Raw genomic sequence first — 15,572 nt, forward strand, 5'->3', positions numbered from 1 at the left:
GGATGACCCGGGCTCCCGTATGCAACGGGGCCGACTCAGCCGACCCCGACATCCTCACCGGCATCGGCACCGGCATCGGCACCGGCCGCGATCCGGCGCAGCGGCGAGGTCCAGGCGACCACGACTCCGGCGAATCCGCACAGGCCCATCAGTACCATCCCGGTCCGCGGTCCGAAGGCGTTGCCGAGCACTCCGCCGACCACCGAACCCAACGTCCACCCGACGCCCCACGACAGCATCCGGCCCGCTGTGTTGACCCGGCCGAGCAGGTTCTCCGGTGTCACCTGCTGGCGGTACGACACCGCGTTCACGATCACCAGCACGTACGCCGAACCCCAGACGAGCAACGCCAGCGCGGCCACGACCCAGTGCGGCGACAGCGGCGCCAACACACCGAGCAACGCCGAGACCGGTAACGCGTAGAGCGTGATCGCGGCGGGCGAGACGCGCTTCAGCAACCGCGGCAGGCTGAGTGCCGCGATCAGACCGCCGATCCCCCACGTTCCCCAGACGAGTCCGAACCGAAGTCCCGACGTACCGACGTGCAGGACGCGGTCGCACCAGACCACGATCAGCGCCATGAACCCACCGCCGGCGAACGACTGCACGCTGCCGACGATCGTCATCGTGCGGACGCCGGCGTGCCGGACCAAGTAGCGCAGTCCGTCGCGGATGTCGTTCAGTACCACCCGCGGGCGCAGCGGCGGCCGCCCGTCGCGCGACTCCGACATCGCCCGCACGATCCCGCGGACGGCGAACGCGGACGCCGCGAAACTCAACGCATCGAGAGTCAGCAGACTCGCCGGATCCAAGACGGCGAGGAGCAGACCGGTCAGCGGCGGCACGAACAGTTCGATCAGACTCGACGCGGTCCAGACGGCCGAGTTGGCCTGCGCGACCCGCGCCCGGCCGACCAGCACCGGCAACGCACCGAAGTTCGCGCCGTCGAAGAAGGTGTAGACGGCCTGCACCGTGAACGCGACCACCAGCACCTGCGCGACCGTCAGCAGGCCGAGCAGATGCGCTACCGGCACCGACCCGACCAGTACCGCGTTCACGGTGTCCGCGGCGACCATCACCCGTCGCCGGTTCCACCGATCGGCGAGCGCACCGGCGAACAAACCAGCCAGCAGGTACGGCGCCGACTCCAGCGCAGTCACCACCGCGGTGAGCACCGTCGAGCCGCTGAGCCGGTACACCAGCACGGGCAGCGCGATCGCCGTCACCATCGACCCGGTCACCGACAACGCACGAGCCAACCAGTACCGCCGGAAGTCCGGATCGTCGCGCAGCCGCTCAGGCGCCCCCGTCGTCATGACGGGCATGATCCAACCTCACGTGGGCTGGAGGTCAAGCCCCATCCACATCCCGCACCCAGATCCCGATCGGCCGTACAACTCATCCGTGCACCACCACGAGCCGGCCGTCGGGGTCGGTGATCTCCAGACCGGCCTCGGTGCGCGTGACCTGAAGATCGCCCAGGCGGCTCCGCACCTCGTCCAGATCCTCGGTCGTCGTCAGGTCGAGACGAACGGTGAACGCGCCTTCGGCCGAGCCGAACAGCGCGGTCGCATCCGTCCCGACCGCTTGGAAGAAGGTGCGCCACGCGGTCTCGTCGGCGCCGGTCAGGTACGGCGTGACTGACCAGCGCGCGTCAGGACTCGCGTCGTGGAACTTGTAGCCGTAGAGGTCCTCGCTGCGTTCGTCGACCCAGATCACGGCCGCGTCGGGGCCGGTCACCGACAACACTCGCCCGTACGCCTCGTCGAAGACCGTCGCGTCCTCGAACCCGGCCTGCTCCAGCCGATCCCGCAGCTGGTCGATCTCGTCGGCTTCGAACGACAGCGTCGTCTGCCCAGGCTGCCCGCCGGTCGAACTCGACGCCGCGTCGTGCAACGCGACCATCCCGCGACCGGTCAGCATGTCGACCCAGCCGCCGCGCTCGGACTCGATCCGCGACCGCAACCCCAGCGTCTCCAGAAACACCTGCATCGCATCGACATCGGCCGTGAACCGCAACGGCCTGATCACCACGTCGTTCATCCTCGCGCCTCCCCATGGTTGTCCAGGTACTCCGCCAGCGCCTGCTCGACCAGCGCGGACAGACTCGCGGCCTCGTCGATCGCCTTGTGCTTCACCCGCCGCACCAGCTCGGGCGGCAGATACACGTTGAACTGCACCTTCTTGCCACCGTCATCAGCCATGGCTATATTGCTAGCATCCTAGACAGCTAACCGTCAACCGAGAGGGAGCTCCGACGATGAACCTCCGCTTCGACCACATGGGCCTGCTCAGCCGCACCCGCGAGCAGAACCAGGACCTGGCCGACTTCTTCGGCGGCGTCCTCGGCCTCGAGATCACCGGCACCGCGAACGAGGGGTACGCCGAGGTGAAGGCCGGCGCAATGACCATCGCGCTGCACACCGGCGCGATGGTCGACGACTTCGGCGCGATCGGCGGGACGCTCCTGCAGTTCAGCAGCGACGACGTCCGCGCCGACATCGAGGAGATCCGCCGCCGCGGCGGCACCATCGCGCTCGAGCCGACCGACACCGATTGGGGCACCACCTCGGCGTACGGCGCCGGCCCCCACGGCGTGCTGGTCGAGCTCTACAAGTTCAACCAGCCGCAGTAGTCAGTCGGCAGTTCGACAGGTAGTGCACCGGCGAGACGCTGTACACGCAGGCCCGGTCACGCTCAACTGCACTACCCAGGCAGCTGACACCTCCTGTCGAAATGCAGATCTACGACAACCCTGCCTGCTTTCGCGGACCAGGGCGGGCGGTGCGGCTGGGCCGGATCACACGGCGGTGAGCAGGGCGTCGTCGATCTCTTTCAGGAGTTTGGCTTTCGGCCGGGCGCCGACGACGGACCAGATCATCTCGCCGTGGTGGAAGAGGATCAGGGTCGGCAGGGCCATCACGCGGTAGCGGGCGGAGACGGCCGGGTTCTCGTCGGAGTTGAGTTTCACGACGGTCAGCTGTTCGTTGCGGTCGGCACCAATCTGTGCCAGCACCGGGGCGATCTGATGGCAGGGCGGGCACCACTCGGCCCAGAAGTCCACGAGTACGGGCTTCGCGGAGCGCAGTACCACCTCGTCGAAGGTTGCCTCGTCGACGGTCAGCAGATCAGTCATCGTTGGTTCCTCCAGCTCTCGGCATCGGTCAGGAGGTCGGTCAGCCGGGCCCGCAGGTCGGTGAGCTCGGCGATCCGCCGGTCCACCTCCGCGATCCGCGTCCGGTACGCCGTCAGCGACGCCGGGCACACGTCGGCGCGCGCATTGCCGGCTCGCAGGCACTCGATGAACGGGTACGTCTGCTCCGCGGTCAGCCCGAGACTCAGCAACGCCTTCACCTCACGCACCACGACCACGTCGTCCGCCTCGTACGCCCGGTAGCCGTTGGCCTCCCGGCGCGGCTTGAGCAGCCCTTGCGCCTCGTAGTACCGCACCGCCTTGACCGTCACACCGGCCTCGGCCGCCAGATCGCTGATCCGCATCCCGCCTCCTTCACCGACGACGCTAAACCTTGACCCCGGGGTCAAGGTCAAGCCAGCTTAATCAGTGACCGCGGAATGCTTCCTCCAACCACCACGACGGATGATCGGCGACCACTTTCGCGTCCACGAGCATCGGGGCGGAGCGCGGACCGCGCAGCCAGTCCTCGACCGCGGCGAGGTCGGCGACGGTGCGAACGGTCGCCGCCTCGAAGCCGTAGCCCCGGCCGATGGCGGCGATGTCGGTCGGAGGGAACGTGACCGTGTCCATCCGCTGCCCGCCGAAGTGGTGTACCTCGGCGCCGTACGCGTCGTCGTTGTACACCACCACCAGCATCGGCAGACCGAGCCGGCGTACCGTGTCGAGCTCCGCGGCGCTCATCAGCGCACCCCCGTCGCCGAGCGCGGCGACCGGGAGCCGGTCCGGTTGTGCCAGCGCCGCCCCGATCGCGGTGGCGAGCCCAAGCCCGATCGACTGGAACGCCTGGGTGAAACACATCCCGTTCTCGTCCGGTACGTCGAGGTAGGCGCTCGGGTAGCCCATGAAGTTCCCGGAGTCGACGGCCAGTACGCGTTCGTCCGGGAGTACGTCGTCCAGCGCGATGCTGAGCGTCCGCGGGTCGATGCGGTCCGCCGTACTCGTGTCGTCGTAGTCGACGTCCCGCCAACGCACGCTACCGATGTCGATGGTGCGATAGCCGGGTCGTTGCTCGCTCAGAGCGTCGAGGGTCAGCGTGGCGGTGCGGTCGACGTCGCCGGTGATGCCCAGGTGGATCTCGCGGTGGAGACCGAGTGCGGAGGCGTCGTCGTCGACCTGGACGACTGTCGCGTCCGGTCCGATCAGTTGGCCGTGGCGCATCGTCCACATGTTCAGCGCGCAGCCCCAGCCGACGATCAGGTCGGCGCCACGGATCAGCTCGGCGGTGCGTGGTGAGGCGAAGCCGCCGGAGATGCCGAGCGACCACGGGTTGCCGTGGAACAGCCCGTGCGCGACCGCCGACGTCGCGAGCAACGCGCCACACCGTTCCGCCAACTCTTCCAGCGGTTCCCGCGATCCACGAGCGCCCCGACCGGCGACGAACACAGGTCTGGAGGCACGCCTCAACAGGTCGACCAGAGCATCGACGTCGTCCGGAACCACGGCGTCCCGAGCGGGCGGCGGCTCCACCGCATGCTCTTCAGTCTCCAATGCCTGCAAGGACAGCGGGACGTTCAGGAGTACGGTTCGGCGCTCGCGAACGGCGGTCGCCACGGCCCCGACCGCCTCGGCCACCGCCGTCTCCGCCGACGTGATGCGCAGCGGCACCGCACCCACCGAACGGGCCAGTGCGTCCTGGTCAACAAAGAAGTTCGAGCGCGGCTCGGTGGCTTCGGCCGCCAGCACGACCATCGGCGTACGGCTCTTCGCGGCCTCGGCGATCCCGGTCATCGCATTCGTCAGACCGCAGCCCTGGTGGACCGACAGCGCGGCGACCGTTCCACTAATCCGCGCGTACGCGTCGGCCATCGTCGCTGCGCCGCCCTCGTGCCGCGCGGCGACGAATCGCGCGCCGGCGGCCAGCATCGCGTTGGTCAGGTGGAAGTTGCCGGACCCGACGACACCGAACACCTGGCGGATCCCCGCGTCGGCCAACGCGCGGCCAACCGCGGCCGCGACGTTCACCGGCGTTCGACCAACGCGAGCACCCGAGCCGGGGCGCCGGATCCACTCACGATCGGCAAGGGTCCGGCGATCACCACGGCACCGGTCGGCGGCAACTGATCGAGATTCTGCAGCTGCGTCAGCCCGTACTTGTCGCTGCCCATCAGGTACGAATGGCACGGGAACGGCGGGTCGAACGAGTGCGCCTTGCCCGCGTCGGTGCCGACGGTCTCGACCCCCATGCCGAGTACTGGCGTCTCCTGTGCGACCCACCGGGCGCACTCGGGTGACAGGCCGGGTGTGTGCGGCCCGTTCTCGTCGGCGTTGAGGAACGCCTCCTGTGAATGGGAGTGCGCACTCCACCCGGTGCGGACGAACAGCCAGCCGCCGTCCGGCAGCGGCACGTTGTCCGCTTCCCAGGCCTGGATGTGGTCGATCTCGACGAGGAAGTCGGGGTTCTTCGCGACCTCGGCGGTGAAGTCGAGTACGACGGCCGGCGCGATCAGCCGCTGCGCCGGCACCGAGGCGACGTCGGCGAGATCCTTGCCGGTCACCCAGTGGTTCGGTGCGTCGAAATGGGTGCCGGTGTGTTCGCCGCTGGTGAAGTTGTTCCAGTACCAGGCCGGCCCGCGATCGTCGTACCGGCTGATCTCCTCGAGCTCGAACCGCGCCGTCTGCCCGAACTCCGGCGGCAGCTGGATCACCGGCGTCGACGCGCTCAACGGCGAGGTCAGGTCGACGATCTCGACCGACCCGTCGGCGAGGGCTGCGACCAGTACGGACAAGGGCGACGAGTCAGTCATCCCGACCTCCAGGAGTGGCGTACGAAGCACCTGAAACTAAGCCGCCGACCAACCCCCCGTAAAGCATCCCACCGACTCTTGATACCACCCACAGGTCGCGCCAGCATGACCCGCATGCAGCTGGACACCTTCCGCGCGCAAGGTCTCGCACCTGGCGGCCGGACGATCGAGCGGACCGCGGTCCGAGGCGTGCTCTCCCGCGACGACGAATTGCTGCTGCTGTTGTCCAAGCACGGCGACTACAAGTTCCCGGGCGGTGGAGTCGAGGTCGGCGAGACCCTCGAGGAGGCGCTCCGCCGCGAGTTCGACGAGGAGTGTGGGTACGGCGGGGTGCTCGTCGGACCGGAACTTGTGACAACTCGCGAAGAGGTGCCCGCGGTGGATGCGGGCTACGACGTGTTCGCGATGACGTCGTACTACTTCACGTGCTCGGGCGGCACGCCGATCGGCGGGCAACACCTCGAGGCGTACGAGGCGGGCCTGGGACTCACGCCCCGCTGGGTGACGGTCGGCCAAGCGCTCGACGCCAATCGCGCGGTGTTGGACGACGGCGTCGGGGTGATGCGGTGGTTGGTGCGGGAGACTGCTGTGCTGGAGTGGCTCAGCGGGCGTTCTGGTTGACCCACTCCCCCAGGACCTTCGCGCTGGCGTCGACGAGCGAAGGCCAGTCGAGCGCGGCTTCGTCGGCCGAGTCGGAGACGTGTTTCACGACGCGCACGGGTACGCCGTACTCGCGGCACGCGTACACGACCGCGTACGCCTCCATGTCGACCAGGTGCGCGCGCTCGGCCAGGCGATCGCGGACGGCGGGATCGGTGACGAACACATCGCCCGACGCGAGGACCGACCCGTCACCGCCCTCGACGGGCAGCTCATCCTGCGGGTCGACGCCGATCGCCCGCAACGCGTCCGCGTTCACGTCGTGGTTGATGACCTTGCTCGGCAGGTAGAGACCGGACAGGCCGTCCCGGAGCGCGCCGGTGGTGCCGACGTTCAGGACGACCAGGTCCGTGGTGTCGCGCTCGGACAACGCGCGGGTGACGGCGACGGCCGCCTGGGTCTTACCGATCCCGGTGAGGACCACCGGGATCGACTCCGGCACGTACCGCGCCTCGCCCGCGATCGCGCTGACTACCAGGTAGTTGGTCACCCGACGCTGACGGTGGGCTCGCCGGCTTCTCCGGCCTCGCCCATCTGCTCGGCGATCCGCATCGCCTCTTCGATCAGGGTCTCGACGATCGCCGCCTCGGGGACGGTCTTGATCACCTCGCCCTTGACGAAGATCTGGCCCTTGCCGTTGCCGGACGCGACGCCGAGGTCGGCCTCACGGGCCTCACCCGGACCGTTCACGACGCAGCCCATGACGGCGACCCGGAGCGGCACCTCCATGCCCTCCAGACCGGCGGTCACCTGCTCGGCGAGCGTGTACACGTCCACCTGCGCGCGACCGCACGACGGGCAGGAGACGATCTCGAGCTTGCGCTCCCGCAGGTTCAGCGACTGCAGGATCTGCAGACCGACCTTGACCTCCTCGACCGGCGGCGCGGACAGCGAGACGCGGATCGTGTCGCCGATCCCGCGGGACAGCAGCGCACCGAACGCGACCGAGGACTTGATCGTGCCCTGGAACGCCGGACCGGCCTCGGTGACCCCGAGGTGCAGCGGCCAGTCGCCGCGCTCGGCGAGCATCTCGTACGCCTGCACCATCACGACCGGGTCGTTGTGCTTGACCGAGATCTTGAAGTCGTGGAAGTCGTGCTCCTCGAACAGCGAGGCTTCCCAGACCGCCGACTCGACCAGCGCCTCCGGCGTCGCCTTGCCGTACTTCTCCAGCAGCCGCTTGTCCAGCGAACCCGCGTTCACGCCGATCCGCAGGGACGTACCGTGGTCCTTGGCCGCCTGGGCGATCTGCTTGACCTGGTCGTCGAACTTGCGGATGTTCCCCGGGTTCACCCGGACCGCGGCGCAGCCGGCCTCGATCGCGGCGAACACGTAGCCCGGCTGGAAGTGGATGTCGGCGATCACCGGGATCTGCGAGTGCTGCGCGATCTCCCGGAGCGCGTCGGCGTCCTCCTGCCGCGGGCAGGCGACCCGGACGATGTCGCAGCCGGCCGCGGTCAGCTCGGCGATCTGCTGCAGCGTCTTGTTGACGTCGTTGGTCGGGGTGGTGGTCATCGACTGCACCGAGACCGGCGCGTCGCCACCGACCAGCACGCTGCCCACCTTGATCTGCCGCGTCTTCCGGCGCGGAGCCAGCGTGGGGGGCGGCAGTGCGGGCATGCCCAGGTTGATGCTCATGTGTCCTTATCCGTTGAACAACTTGATGGGGTTCACGATGTCGGCGATGACGAGCAGGACGCCCATCACCACGATCACACTCGCCGCGACGTACGCGATCGGGAGCAGCTTGGCCACGTCGACGTACCCGGGGTCGGGCCGGCCGAACAGCTTCGCGAAGCCGCGCCGGATGCCTTCCCAGATCGCGCCGATCATGTGCCCGCCGTCCAGCGGCAGCAGCGGGATGAAGTTGAACAGCGCGAGGAACAGGTTCAGCGACGCGAGCAGCATGATCAAGCTCGCGAACTTCGCGCCGACGTCGAGGGCGTTGGAGGAGGCGATCTCGCCGGCGACCCGGCTGGCGCCGACGACGCTCATCGGGCTGTCCTGGTCGCGCTGGCCGCCGGTGATCGACTTCGCGACGCCGACCAGCTTCTCCGGGAACTGGCCGAGCGCCTTCACCGTGGCGACCGTGTAGGTGCCCATCTGGTCGAACGCGTAGCCGACGCTCTGCCGCTCGAGCTTGTCCTCCGGCGAGACACCGAGGAACCCGACCGAGACGTACTTGTCCGAGCCCGGCTTGTCCAGCACCTGGTTGACGATCGTGCTGGTGTGCAGGGTCAGCTGCTGACCGTTGCGCTCGACAACGATCGTGGCGGCCTTGTCGGTGTTCGCCCGGATCAGCGGCGTCAGCTGGTCCCAGCTGTCGATCGTGGTGCCGTTGAACGACACGATCCGGTCGCCGACCTGGAACCCGGCCTGCTTGGCGGGCGAGAGCTTGTCGCCGTCCTGGCACTTGCGGTTCGCCGACGCCTGGTCGGCGGGGATCACGCAGTCCGTGACGGTGGAGATCGTGGTCTGCGGAACGTGCGCGCCGTACAGCGTGAAGAGGCCGGTGAACAGCACCGCCGCGATCAGCACGTTGACCAGCGGCCCGGACGCCATCACGATCAGCTTCTTCCACCACACCTTCTGGTAGAACAGCCGGCCGTCGTCCTCGGGCGCGATCGTCTCGTACTCCGCGGTGCGCGCGTTCTCGACCATCGACTGGATCGGGCCGGTGTTGGCCTTGCGGATCCGGGTCGGGTCCTCGCCCTTCGCGGGCGGCATCATCCCGATGATCCGGACGAAACCACCGGCCGGGATCGCCTTGATGCCGTACTCCGTCTCGCCGCGCTTCGTGGACCACACGGTGCGCCCGAAGCCGACGAAGAACTGCGTGACCTTCATCCCGAACGCCTTGGCCGGGAGCATGTGACCCATCTCGTGCAGTGCTACCGAGATCAGGACCCCGGCGACGAACAGCACGATGCCGAGGATGGTGAGGAGCACGCTCATGCCTCTTGGTTCTCCCGTACGCCGGTGATCTCACGAGCCCGGGTTCGGGCCCACGCGTCCGCGGCGAGCACGTCGTCGACGGACAGTTCCTCATATGAGGGTACGTCGTGGTCGGTCACCACCCGGGCCACCGTGTCGACGATTCTCACGAACGGTAACCGGCCGTCCCGGAACGCCTGGACACAGACCTCGTTGGCGGCGTTGAAGACCGCCGGGGCCGTCCCGCCGCGGGTACCTGCCTCGCGGGCCAGCTGGACCGACGGGAACTCGGCGTCGTCGACCGGCTGGAACGTCCAGGTGCTCGCCTGGGTGAAGTCCCACGGCGGCGACGCGTCCGCTATCCGGTCGGGCCAGCCGAGCGCCAGCGCGATCGGCACCGTCATCGTCGGTACGCCGACCTGCGCCATCGTGGAGCCGTCGAAGAACTCGACCATCGAGTGGATGGCCTGCTGCCGGTGGATCACGACGTCGATCCGGTCCATCGGGATCCCGAAGAGCAGGTGCGCCTCGATCAGCTCGAGGCCCTTGTTGACCAGCGTCGCCGAGTTGATCGTGACGACCGGGCCCATCGCGAAGTTCGGGTGCTCCAGGGCCTGCTCGACCGTGACGGTCTCCATCTCACTGCGCGGCTTGCCGAGGAACGGGCCGCCGCTCGCGGTCAGCAGCAGTCTGCGGACCTCGTCCGGCCCGCCGCCGCGCAGGCACTGGGCGATCGCGCTGTGCTCGGAGTCGACCGCGACGATCTGCCCCGGCTCGGCCCGCCGCGTGACGATCGGGCCGCCGATCACCAGCGACTCCTTGTTGGCCAGCGCGAGCGTGTTCCCGGCGTCCAGGGCGGCCAGGGTCGCGTGCAGCCCGACCGAGCCGTTGATGCCGTTGAGAACCACGTCACACGGCATCGCCGCGAGCTCGCTGGAAGCGTCCGGCCCGGTGACGATCTTCGGGATCCGGAACTCGCCCTGCGCGTATCCCTTGCGCTGCGCCTCGGCGTAGAAGGCGAGCTGCAGGTCCTGCGCGACCGTGGCCTTCGCCACCGCGACGACCTCGACGCCGAACTCGAGCGCCTGCTCGGCCAGCAGCGCGACGTTGCCGCCGCCGCCGGACAGCGCGAGCACGTGGAAGCGGTCCCGGTTACGCCCGATCAGCTCGAGCGCCGTGGTACCGATCGAGCCGGTGGAGCCGAGGATGACGACGCTGCGCGGGTTCACGGCGCCATTGTTCCAGGTGCGCACCCATCGTGACGACCAGGCCTCGTTCAGCTGATGTACAGGCGGAACGGGAAGGCTCCGAGGCCGATCTCGTCACCGTGGCCGACCGCTGCGGTGTCGATCCGCTCACCGTTCACGAACGTCCCGTTGGTCGCCGCCAGGTTCCGCAACTCATAGGTGGTCGCGTCGATCCGCAGGAGTTCCGCGTGGTGCCGGCTCACCTCCGGGCGGTCCAGGATCAGATCGCAGTCCGGAGCCCGCCCGATCCGGACCAGGTCGAGCAGCGGTACGACGTCACCGGCCTCCCCGACGAGCACGGGCTGCGGTCCGGTCTCCAGCGCCGCTGCGATCCCACCCACACCGGCCGTCCGGATCGACAGCGACACGATCAGGTCGTCGCCCTTGTCCACGTGCAGGTTGTGCTGAGCGCCGTACCCCTGCAGGAGGTCGCCGTGCTCGTCGATGACGACCGCGGAGACGTGGTAGTACCCAGGAGGCAGTTGCGCGTACGCCGCGGCGCCGAGCGACGTGGTGAGAACCACAGCGTCGTACTCGCGGTGACTCACGTCGGTGATGGTGATCAGGACCGGGTTGTTCGCGGTGAGGTGCGCCTCGGCGCCGGTGTCGCCCGGGGTGAACTCGACGGTCACCATCGGCGCCGGACCGATCTCGTCCAGGCCGACCAGCCGCCCGACCACAGGCACCGCACCGGTGGGGATGTCCAGCGGCACGTACTGACCGTGCGACCGCACCAGGACGTCCAGCTGCGGCCGCGTCCACCCGTTGCGCCGGGCGAGCAGGTACGCGCTGACCATGCCCTTGCCGAAGATGAAGGCGACGTCGCCCACCACGGCTCGCACGAATCCACTGACAGGTTCCATCGGCACCCCCAGTGCATCAGTATCCAGGAATCGCCACTCCGGTACGGCGGTGCTCGGTGTGCCGCCGTACCGTTGCCCGGTGACCCCAGTTCCGGCTTCCGTACTCATCATCGAGAACGACCGCGACAGCGGTCCAGGCAAAATCCTCGATTGGATGGACGATCGTGAGATCTCGCCGGTCGTCGTCCGGGCCTGGGACGGTGAACCTGTGCCCCGGAGCGTCGACGGCCATGCGGCGCTGATCATGCTCGGCGGCGGGATGCTGCCGGACGAGGACGAGCGGTCGCCCTGGCTGGCGGACGAGCGGGCGTTGCTGCGCGACGCGCACGGCAAGGTGCCGGTGCTCGGCATCTGCCTCGGTGGACAGTTGCTGGCGCACACCTTCGGCGGTGAGGTGCAGGGGAAGTACGGACTGCCCGAGAAGGGTGTGACGCCGCTGACGGTGCTGCCTGCCGCGGCGGACGACCTACTGCTGGCGGGGCTGCCGTCAACGGTGCGGGCGGTGGAGAGTCATCAGGACCAGATCACCCGGCTGCCGGCGGATGCCGTGCTGCTGATGTCCAGCGAACGCTGCCCGAACCAGATGCTGCGGATCGGCCGGAGCTGGGGCGTGCAGTTCCACCCGGAGGTCACAGCGGACCGGGTACGGCGCTGGAACCCGGAGCGACTGCGGTCGCTCGGATTCGACCCCGAGACGGTCGTCGCCGACGCCGAGCAGTACGCCGTGGAACTCGACAAAACCTGGTCCACGGTCGTCGGGAGATTTCTCGATCTCACGGCCTGACTCAGCGCTACCTTTGGGGGCATGAGTCTGGAGCAGCCGCCGCCCGGCCACCGGGCATCCGACAACGACCGTGAGCGTGCCGCCGCCGTGGTCCAGGAAGCACACACCGACGGGCGGCTGGACATCCAGGAGCTCGACGAGCGGCTGACCCAGGTCTACTCGGCCAAGACCCAGCTCGAGCTGCGCAACGCGACCGCCGACCTGATCCCGGTCGCGCACGGCAGCACGCAGGAACTGACGCTGCGCGCCCGCCACAGCGCCCAGAAGCGCGAAGGCAAGTGGGTCGTGCCCGAGCGGGTGACCGCGATCGCGGAGCACTCACCGGTCAAGCTCGACTTCACCGACGCGATCGTGCACTGGGGCGTTGTCCACGTCGACGCGCACACCAAACACAGCCCCGTGATCATGGTGATCCCCGAGGGCTGGAGCGTCGACGTCGACCAGGTCGAGGCGGTACACAGCAGCGCGAAGAACAAGGCCGGCCCGCCGCGGCCCGGCGGCGTCCGCCTGGTCGTCACCGGCAAAGCCCGGCACTCCAACATCATCGTCCGCCACGCCCGCAAAAGGCACTGGTGGTGGCCCTGGTACCGGAAGTGATCCACACCTCCTCTCTCCCCGGCCGGATTGCCGTTAGCGTTCAGTTATGACTGCTTCGCTGGATCTCGTTGATGTTGATTCCTTGCTTACCGAGGAGGAGGTCGACGTTCGGGCGGCTGCGCGGCGGTTCGCGGACGAGCGGTTGCGGCCTTCGTTGCCGGAGTGGTTCGAGACGGGGTCGATCCCGGCGCGGGAGCTGGCGAAGGAGCTGGGTGCGCTCGGGTTTCTCGGGATGCATCTGACGGGGTACGGGTGCGCCGGCGTCGGGCCGGTCGCGTACGGGCTGGCGTGTCTGGAGATCGAGGCGGCCGACTCGGGGATGCGGTCGCTGGTGTCGGTGCAGGGATCGCTGGCGATGTACGCGATCTGGAAGTACGGCAGCGAGGAACAGAAGAACGAGTGGCTGCCCCGAATGTCCGCCGGCGAGGCGATCGGCTGCTTCGGCCTGACCGAGCCCGACTTCGGATCGAACCCGGCCGGCATGCGCACGAACGCCCGCCGCGACGGCGCCGACTGGGTGCTGAACGGCTCGAAGATGTGGATCACCAACGGTTCGGTCGCCGACGTCGCGGTGGTCTGGGCGCGGACCGACGACGGTGTCCGCGGCTTCGTCGTACCGACGTCGACGCCCGGTTTCTCGGCACCGGAGATCAAGCAGAAGATGTCGTTGCGGGCGTCCGTGACGTCGGAGCTGGTGCTCGAGGACGTGCGGCTTCCGGAGAGCGCGATGTTGCCCGAGGCCCGTGGTTTGTCCAGTCCGCTCGGCTGCCTGAACGAGGCCCGGTTCGGGATCATCTTCGGCGCGATGGGCGCGGCCCGGGACTGTCTGGAGACCGCGGTCGCCTACGCCGGTGAGCGGATCGTGTTCGACAAGCCACTGACGGCGTACCAGCTGACCCAGGCGAAGCTGGCCGACATGGCGGTCGAGCTGAACAAGGGCATCCTGCTCGCCGTCCACCTCGGCCGGCTGAAGGAGAAGGGCACGCTCCGCCCGGAGCAGGTCTCGGTCGGCAAGCTCAACAACGTCCGTGAGGCGATCGCGATCGCCCGTGAGTGCCGCACGATCCTGGCGGCGAACGGGATCAGCGGCGAGTACCCGATCATGCGGCACGCCAACAACCTCGAGTCGGTCCTCACCTACGAGGGCACGTCCGAGGTACACCAACTGGTGATCGGCCAAGCGCTGACCGGGCAGTCCGCCTTCCGCTGACGAATACGCTCCGCGACTCCTGGGCACCGGATTGCAAACTGCTCAGGAAGGAGCATCTATGCGGATCGGGGCCGGGATCGCACTCGTCGTGGTCGGCGCCGTCATCGCCTTCGCCGTCCGGATCCACTCGGACGTGTTCAACCTGCGGGCGCTCGGAATCATCATCATGCTCGGCGGCGCGGCCGGCATCTGGCTGTCCTACCGCCTCGCCAACCAACGCCGGCGAGGCGCGCGGCCCGTGATCGACCCCGACGTCGAGAAGCAGTACCGCACCGCTCCTCTGCGCCAGGTCGGCGAGGAGCCGATCGACGTCACGCCGACCCATCTTCGCGAGCAACCGGACCACCGCCGCCGCTGACCTCGGCCACCGGCTAGCATCCGGTCCGTGATCAGGCGGGTTGGGGTGGTCGGTGCGCTGGTCATTGTCCTCGCAGCGGCCGGAGTTGTCGTCGTACGCGCGGTTGGTTCCGGTTCGGATCGACCTGTCGCCCAGACGACGCCGGGGACCGCCTCGCCTACTCCGACCGCGCAGCCGTCGACGCCCAGCAGTACGCCGACAGTCAGTACGCCGCCTGTCAGCACCCCGACCGCGAGCACCCCGACCGTCAACGCGACCACGGCGGCGCTCGCGGCGCAGAACCGCATCCTCCTGCGGAACCCGCTGTACGGCGTCGGGCGCCTCCCGGCCTCGCACTGCAAGGAGCCCACCGTCCGGCCGACCTCGGTCGCGAACGTGCGCAAGTACTACGCCGAGTTCGTCCGCTGCCTCGACAAGGCGTGGGCGCCGGTGGTCCGGAAGGCCGGCTTCACGTTCCGGTCACCGCGTGTCGAGGTCTTCACCGGCCCCTCACGGACCCTGTGCTCCGTCACCGACTCGGCCGCGTACTGCGGGGGCGTGATCTCGATGAGCGCCGACTTCGACCTCAAGAACTACCGCCAGTACGACAAGCTCTGGACACGGACGACCATGGCCCACCTCGTCGCCCACGAGTACGCCCATCACATCCAGGCACTCACCGGAATCTCGGCAGCCGCAGCCGAGCGCGCGACGTACCTGAACGGCGTCGAGGCGAACCTGCAGGACAGGCGTCGCCTCGAGCTGCAGGCGTCCTGCCTGAGTGGCGTCTACCTCGGCGCCGATCGACGGTACTTCCCCGTCTCAGGCAGCTGGAAAGAGAAGTGGGTCTGGACCATCCGCCACCGCGGCGACGAATGGGGCACGGTCCGCGACCACGGCGACAGCTCCAGCCACAGCAAGTGGACCCGTCGCGGCTTCGACGCGGGGGCACCGTCGGCCTGCAACACCTACACCGCGTCGGCCGCCAGCGTGGCCTGAA

19 protein-coding genes are annotated in these 15,572 nt (G+C 68.7%); 7 read left to right on the forward strand and 12 right to left on the reverse strand.

The features are described 5' to 3' along the window. Window positions 1-35: 35 nt before the first annotated feature. From AC0662_RS11285 to AC0662_RS11295, 3 genes are all read right to left on the reverse strand, one after another. Window positions 36-1,316, reverse strand: a complete 1,281-nt coding sequence (locus AC0662_RS11285) for an MFS transporter (protein WP_478300043.1) — start codon at window positions 1,314-1,316, stop codon at window positions 36-38. A gap of 82 nt (window positions 1,317-1,398) precedes the next feature. Further along, on the reverse strand, window positions 1,399-2,043 hold the full coding sequence (locus AC0662_RS11290; RefSeq protein WP_452194145.1) for a VOC family protein: 645 nt from the start codon (window positions 2,041-2,043) through the stop codon (window positions 1,399-1,401). Next, complete coding sequence (locus AC0662_RS11295; protein ID WP_452194147.1) at window positions 2,040-2,204, reverse strand: ribbon-helix-helix domain-containing protein; 165 nt, start codon at window positions 2,202-2,204, stop codon at window positions 2,040-2,042. Before AC0662_RS11295 ends, AC0662_RS11290 begins: the two co-directional genes overlap by 4 nt. Before the next feature lie 56 nt (window positions 2,205-2,260). Here AC0662_RS11295 and AC0662_RS11300 point away from each other — a divergent pair, with 56 nt between their 5' ends. Next, the gene (locus tag AC0662_RS11300; RefSeq protein ID WP_478300046.1) at window positions 2,261-2,635 is read left to right on the forward strand and encodes a VOC family protein; all 375 of its coding nucleotides are present in this window, start codon (window positions 2,261-2,263) and stop codon (window positions 2,633-2,635) included. Between the two features lie 165 nt (window positions 2,636-2,800). Here the strand turns inward: AC0662_RS11300 and trxA are convergent, their stop codons facing one another. From trxA to AC0662_RS11320, 4 genes are all read right to left on the reverse strand, one after another. Continuing rightward, window positions 2,801-3,136: a thioredoxin gene (gene trxA, locus AC0662_RS11305; RefSeq protein ID WP_478300048.1), complete on the reverse strand. Its 336-nt coding sequence runs from the start codon at window positions 3,134-3,136 to the stop codon at window positions 2,801-2,803. Then, a complete protein-coding gene (locus AC0662_RS11310) occupies window positions 3,133-3,498 on the reverse strand; it encodes a MerR family transcriptional regulator (RefSeq protein ID WP_452194152.1) in 366 nt (121 codons plus the stop codon). Before AC0662_RS11310 ends, trxA begins: the two co-directional genes overlap by 4 nt. A 61-nt stretch (window positions 3,499-3,559) precedes the next feature. Beyond that, complete coding sequence (locus AC0662_RS11315) at window positions 3,560-5,158, reverse strand: thiamine pyrophosphate-binding protein (protein ID WP_478300050.1); 1,599 nt, start codon at window positions 5,156-5,158, stop codon at window positions 3,560-3,562. Further along, on the reverse strand, window positions 5,155-5,940 hold the full coding sequence (locus tag AC0662_RS11320) for a cyclase family protein (RefSeq protein WP_452194156.1): 786 nt from the start codon (window positions 5,938-5,940) through the stop codon (window positions 5,155-5,157). Before AC0662_RS11320 ends, AC0662_RS11315 begins: the two co-directional genes overlap by 4 nt. A gap of 105 nt (window positions 5,941-6,045) precedes the next feature. Between AC0662_RS11320 and AC0662_RS11325 the strand changes: the two genes are divergently transcribed. Further along, window positions 6,046-6,561 (forward strand): NUDIX domain-containing protein, encoded by a 516-nt coding sequence (locus AC0662_RS11325; protein ID WP_478300053.1) that lies wholly within the window; start codon window positions 6,046-6,048, stop codon window positions 6,559-6,561. Here AC0662_RS11325 and AC0662_RS11330 read toward each other — a convergent pair. From AC0662_RS11330 to AC0662_RS11350, 5 genes are read right to left on the reverse strand one after another with little or no spacing between them, the layout of a single operon-like run. Next, window positions 6,542-7,090, reverse strand: a complete 549-nt coding sequence (locus AC0662_RS11330; protein WP_478300055.1) for a nucleosidase — start codon at window positions 7,088-7,090, stop codon at window positions 6,542-6,544. The two genes, AC0662_RS11325 and AC0662_RS11330, sit on opposite strands and share 20 nt — an antisense overlap. After that, window positions 7,087-8,238: a flavodoxin-dependent (E)-4-hydroxy-3-methylbut-2-enyl-diphosphate synthase gene (gene ispG / locus AC0662_RS11335; RefSeq protein ID WP_452194161.1), complete on the reverse strand. Its 1,152-nt coding sequence runs from the start codon at window positions 8,236-8,238 to the stop codon at window positions 7,087-7,089. Before ispG ends, AC0662_RS11330 begins: the two co-directional genes overlap by 4 nt. Window positions 8,239-8,244: 6 nt before the next feature. Further along, complete coding sequence (locus tag AC0662_RS11340; RefSeq protein ID WP_452194163.1) at window positions 8,245-9,555, reverse strand: M50 family metallopeptidase; 1,311 nt, start codon at window positions 9,553-9,555, stop codon at window positions 8,245-8,247. Then, window positions 9,552-10,763 carry a 1-deoxy-D-xylulose-5-phosphate reductoisomerase gene (dxr, locus tag AC0662_RS11345; protein ID WP_478300058.1) on the reverse strand — a complete coding sequence of 404 codons (1,212 nt, stop codon included), beginning with the start codon at window positions 10,761-10,763 and terminating at the stop codon, window positions 9,552-9,554. Before dxr ends, AC0662_RS11340 begins: the two co-directional genes overlap by 4 nt. A 47-nt stretch (window positions 10,764-10,810) precedes the next feature. Further along, a complete protein-coding gene (locus tag AC0662_RS11350) occupies window positions 10,811-11,644 on the reverse strand; it encodes an FHA domain-containing protein (protein WP_478300060.1) in 834 nt (277 codons plus the stop codon). A gap of 154 nt (window positions 11,645-11,798) precedes the next feature. Between AC0662_RS11350 and AC0662_RS11355 the strand changes: the two genes are divergently transcribed. Genes AC0662_RS11355 through AC0662_RS11375 form a run of 5 tightly spaced genes read left to right on the forward strand, consistent with a single transcriptional unit; the run spans window position 11,799 to window position 15,571 of the window. Beyond that, window positions 11,799-12,428 (forward strand): type 1 glutamine amidotransferase, encoded by a 630-nt coding sequence (locus AC0662_RS11355; protein WP_478300062.1) that lies wholly within the window; start codon window positions 11,799-11,801, stop codon window positions 12,426-12,428. Between the two features lie 21 nt (window positions 12,429-12,449). Continuing rightward, a complete protein-coding gene (locus AC0662_RS11360) occupies window positions 12,450-13,025 on the forward strand; it encodes a DUF1707 SHOCT-like domain-containing protein (RefSeq protein ID WP_478300064.1) in 576 nt (191 codons plus the stop codon). Window positions 13,026-13,071: 46 nt separating this feature from the next. Next, window positions 13,072-14,235 (forward strand): acyl-CoA dehydrogenase family protein, encoded by a 1,164-nt coding sequence (locus tag AC0662_RS11365; protein WP_478300066.1) that lies wholly within the window; start codon window positions 13,072-13,074, stop codon window positions 14,233-14,235. Between the two features lie 58 nt (window positions 14,236-14,293). After that, entirely contained in the window at window positions 14,294-14,593 is a 300-nt protein-coding gene (locus AC0662_RS11370; protein WP_452194177.1) for a DUF6458 family protein, read from the forward strand. 27 nt (window positions 14,594-14,620) lie between these two features. Then, window positions 14,621-15,571 (forward strand): neutral zinc metallopeptidase, encoded by a 951-nt coding sequence (locus AC0662_RS11375; protein ID WP_478300068.1) that lies wholly within the window; start codon window positions 14,621-14,623, stop codon window positions 15,569-15,571. Window position 15,572 lies beyond the last annotated feature (1 nt).

Source organism: Kribbella sp. NPDC043289, from assembly GCF_056436705.1.

Coding starts and splice junctions, on each gene's coding strand:
- AC0662_RS11295 (WP_452194147.1), bottom strand. CDS start 2,204: ATGGCTGATGACGGTGGCAAGAAGGTGCAGTTCAACGTGTATCTGCCG.
- AC0662_RS11355 (WP_478300062.1), top strand. CDS start 11,799: ATGGACGATCGTGAGATCTCGCCGGTCGTCGTCCGGGCCTGGGACGGT.
- trxA (WP_478300048.1), bottom strand. CDS start 3,136: ATGACTGATCTGCTGACCGTCGACGAGGCAACCTTCGACGAGGTGGTA.
- AC0662_RS11350 (WP_478300060.1), bottom strand. CDS start 11,644: ATGGAACCTGTCAGTGGATTCGTGCGAGCCGTGGTGGGCGACGTCGCC.
- AC0662_RS11300 (WP_478300046.1), top strand. CDS start 2,261: ATGAACCTCCGCTTCGACCACATGGGCCTGCTCAGCCGCACCCGCGAG.
- AC0662_RS11360 (WP_478300064.1), top strand. CDS start 12,450: ATGAGTCTGGAGCAGCCGCCGCCCGGCCACCGGGCATCCGACAACGAC.
- AC0662_RS11320 (WP_452194156.1), bottom strand. CDS start 5,940: ATGACTGACTCGTCGCCCTTGTCCGTACTGGTCGCAGCCCTCGCCGAC.
- AC0662_RS11340 (WP_452194163.1), bottom strand. CDS start 9,555: ATGAGCGTGCTCCTCACCATCCTCGGCATCGTGCTGTTCGTCGCCGGG.
- AC0662_RS11325 (WP_478300053.1), top strand. CDS start 6,046: ATGACCCGCATGCAGCTGGACACCTTCCGCGCGCAAGGTCTCGCACCT.
- AC0662_RS11285 (WP_478300043.1), bottom strand. CDS start 1,316: ATGACGACGGGGGCGCCTGAGCGGCTGCGCGACGATCCGGACTTCCGG.
- AC0662_RS11370 (WP_452194177.1), top strand. CDS start 14,294: ATGCGGATCGGGGCCGGGATCGCACTCGTCGTGGTCGGCGCCGTCATC.
- AC0662_RS11365 (WP_478300066.1), top strand. CDS start 13,072: ATGACTGCTTCGCTGGATCTCGTTGATGTTGATTCCTTGCTTACCGAG.
- AC0662_RS11310 (WP_452194152.1), bottom strand. CDS start 3,498: ATGCGGATCAGCGATCTGGCGGCCGAGGCCGGTGTGACGGTCAAGGCG.
- AC0662_RS11290 (WP_452194145.1), bottom strand. CDS start 2,043: ATGAACGACGTGGTGATCAGGCCGTTGCGGTTCACGGCCGATGTCGAT.
- ispG (WP_452194161.1), bottom strand. CDS start 8,238: ATGAGCATCAACCTGGGCATGCCCGCACTGCCGCCCCCCACGCTGGCT.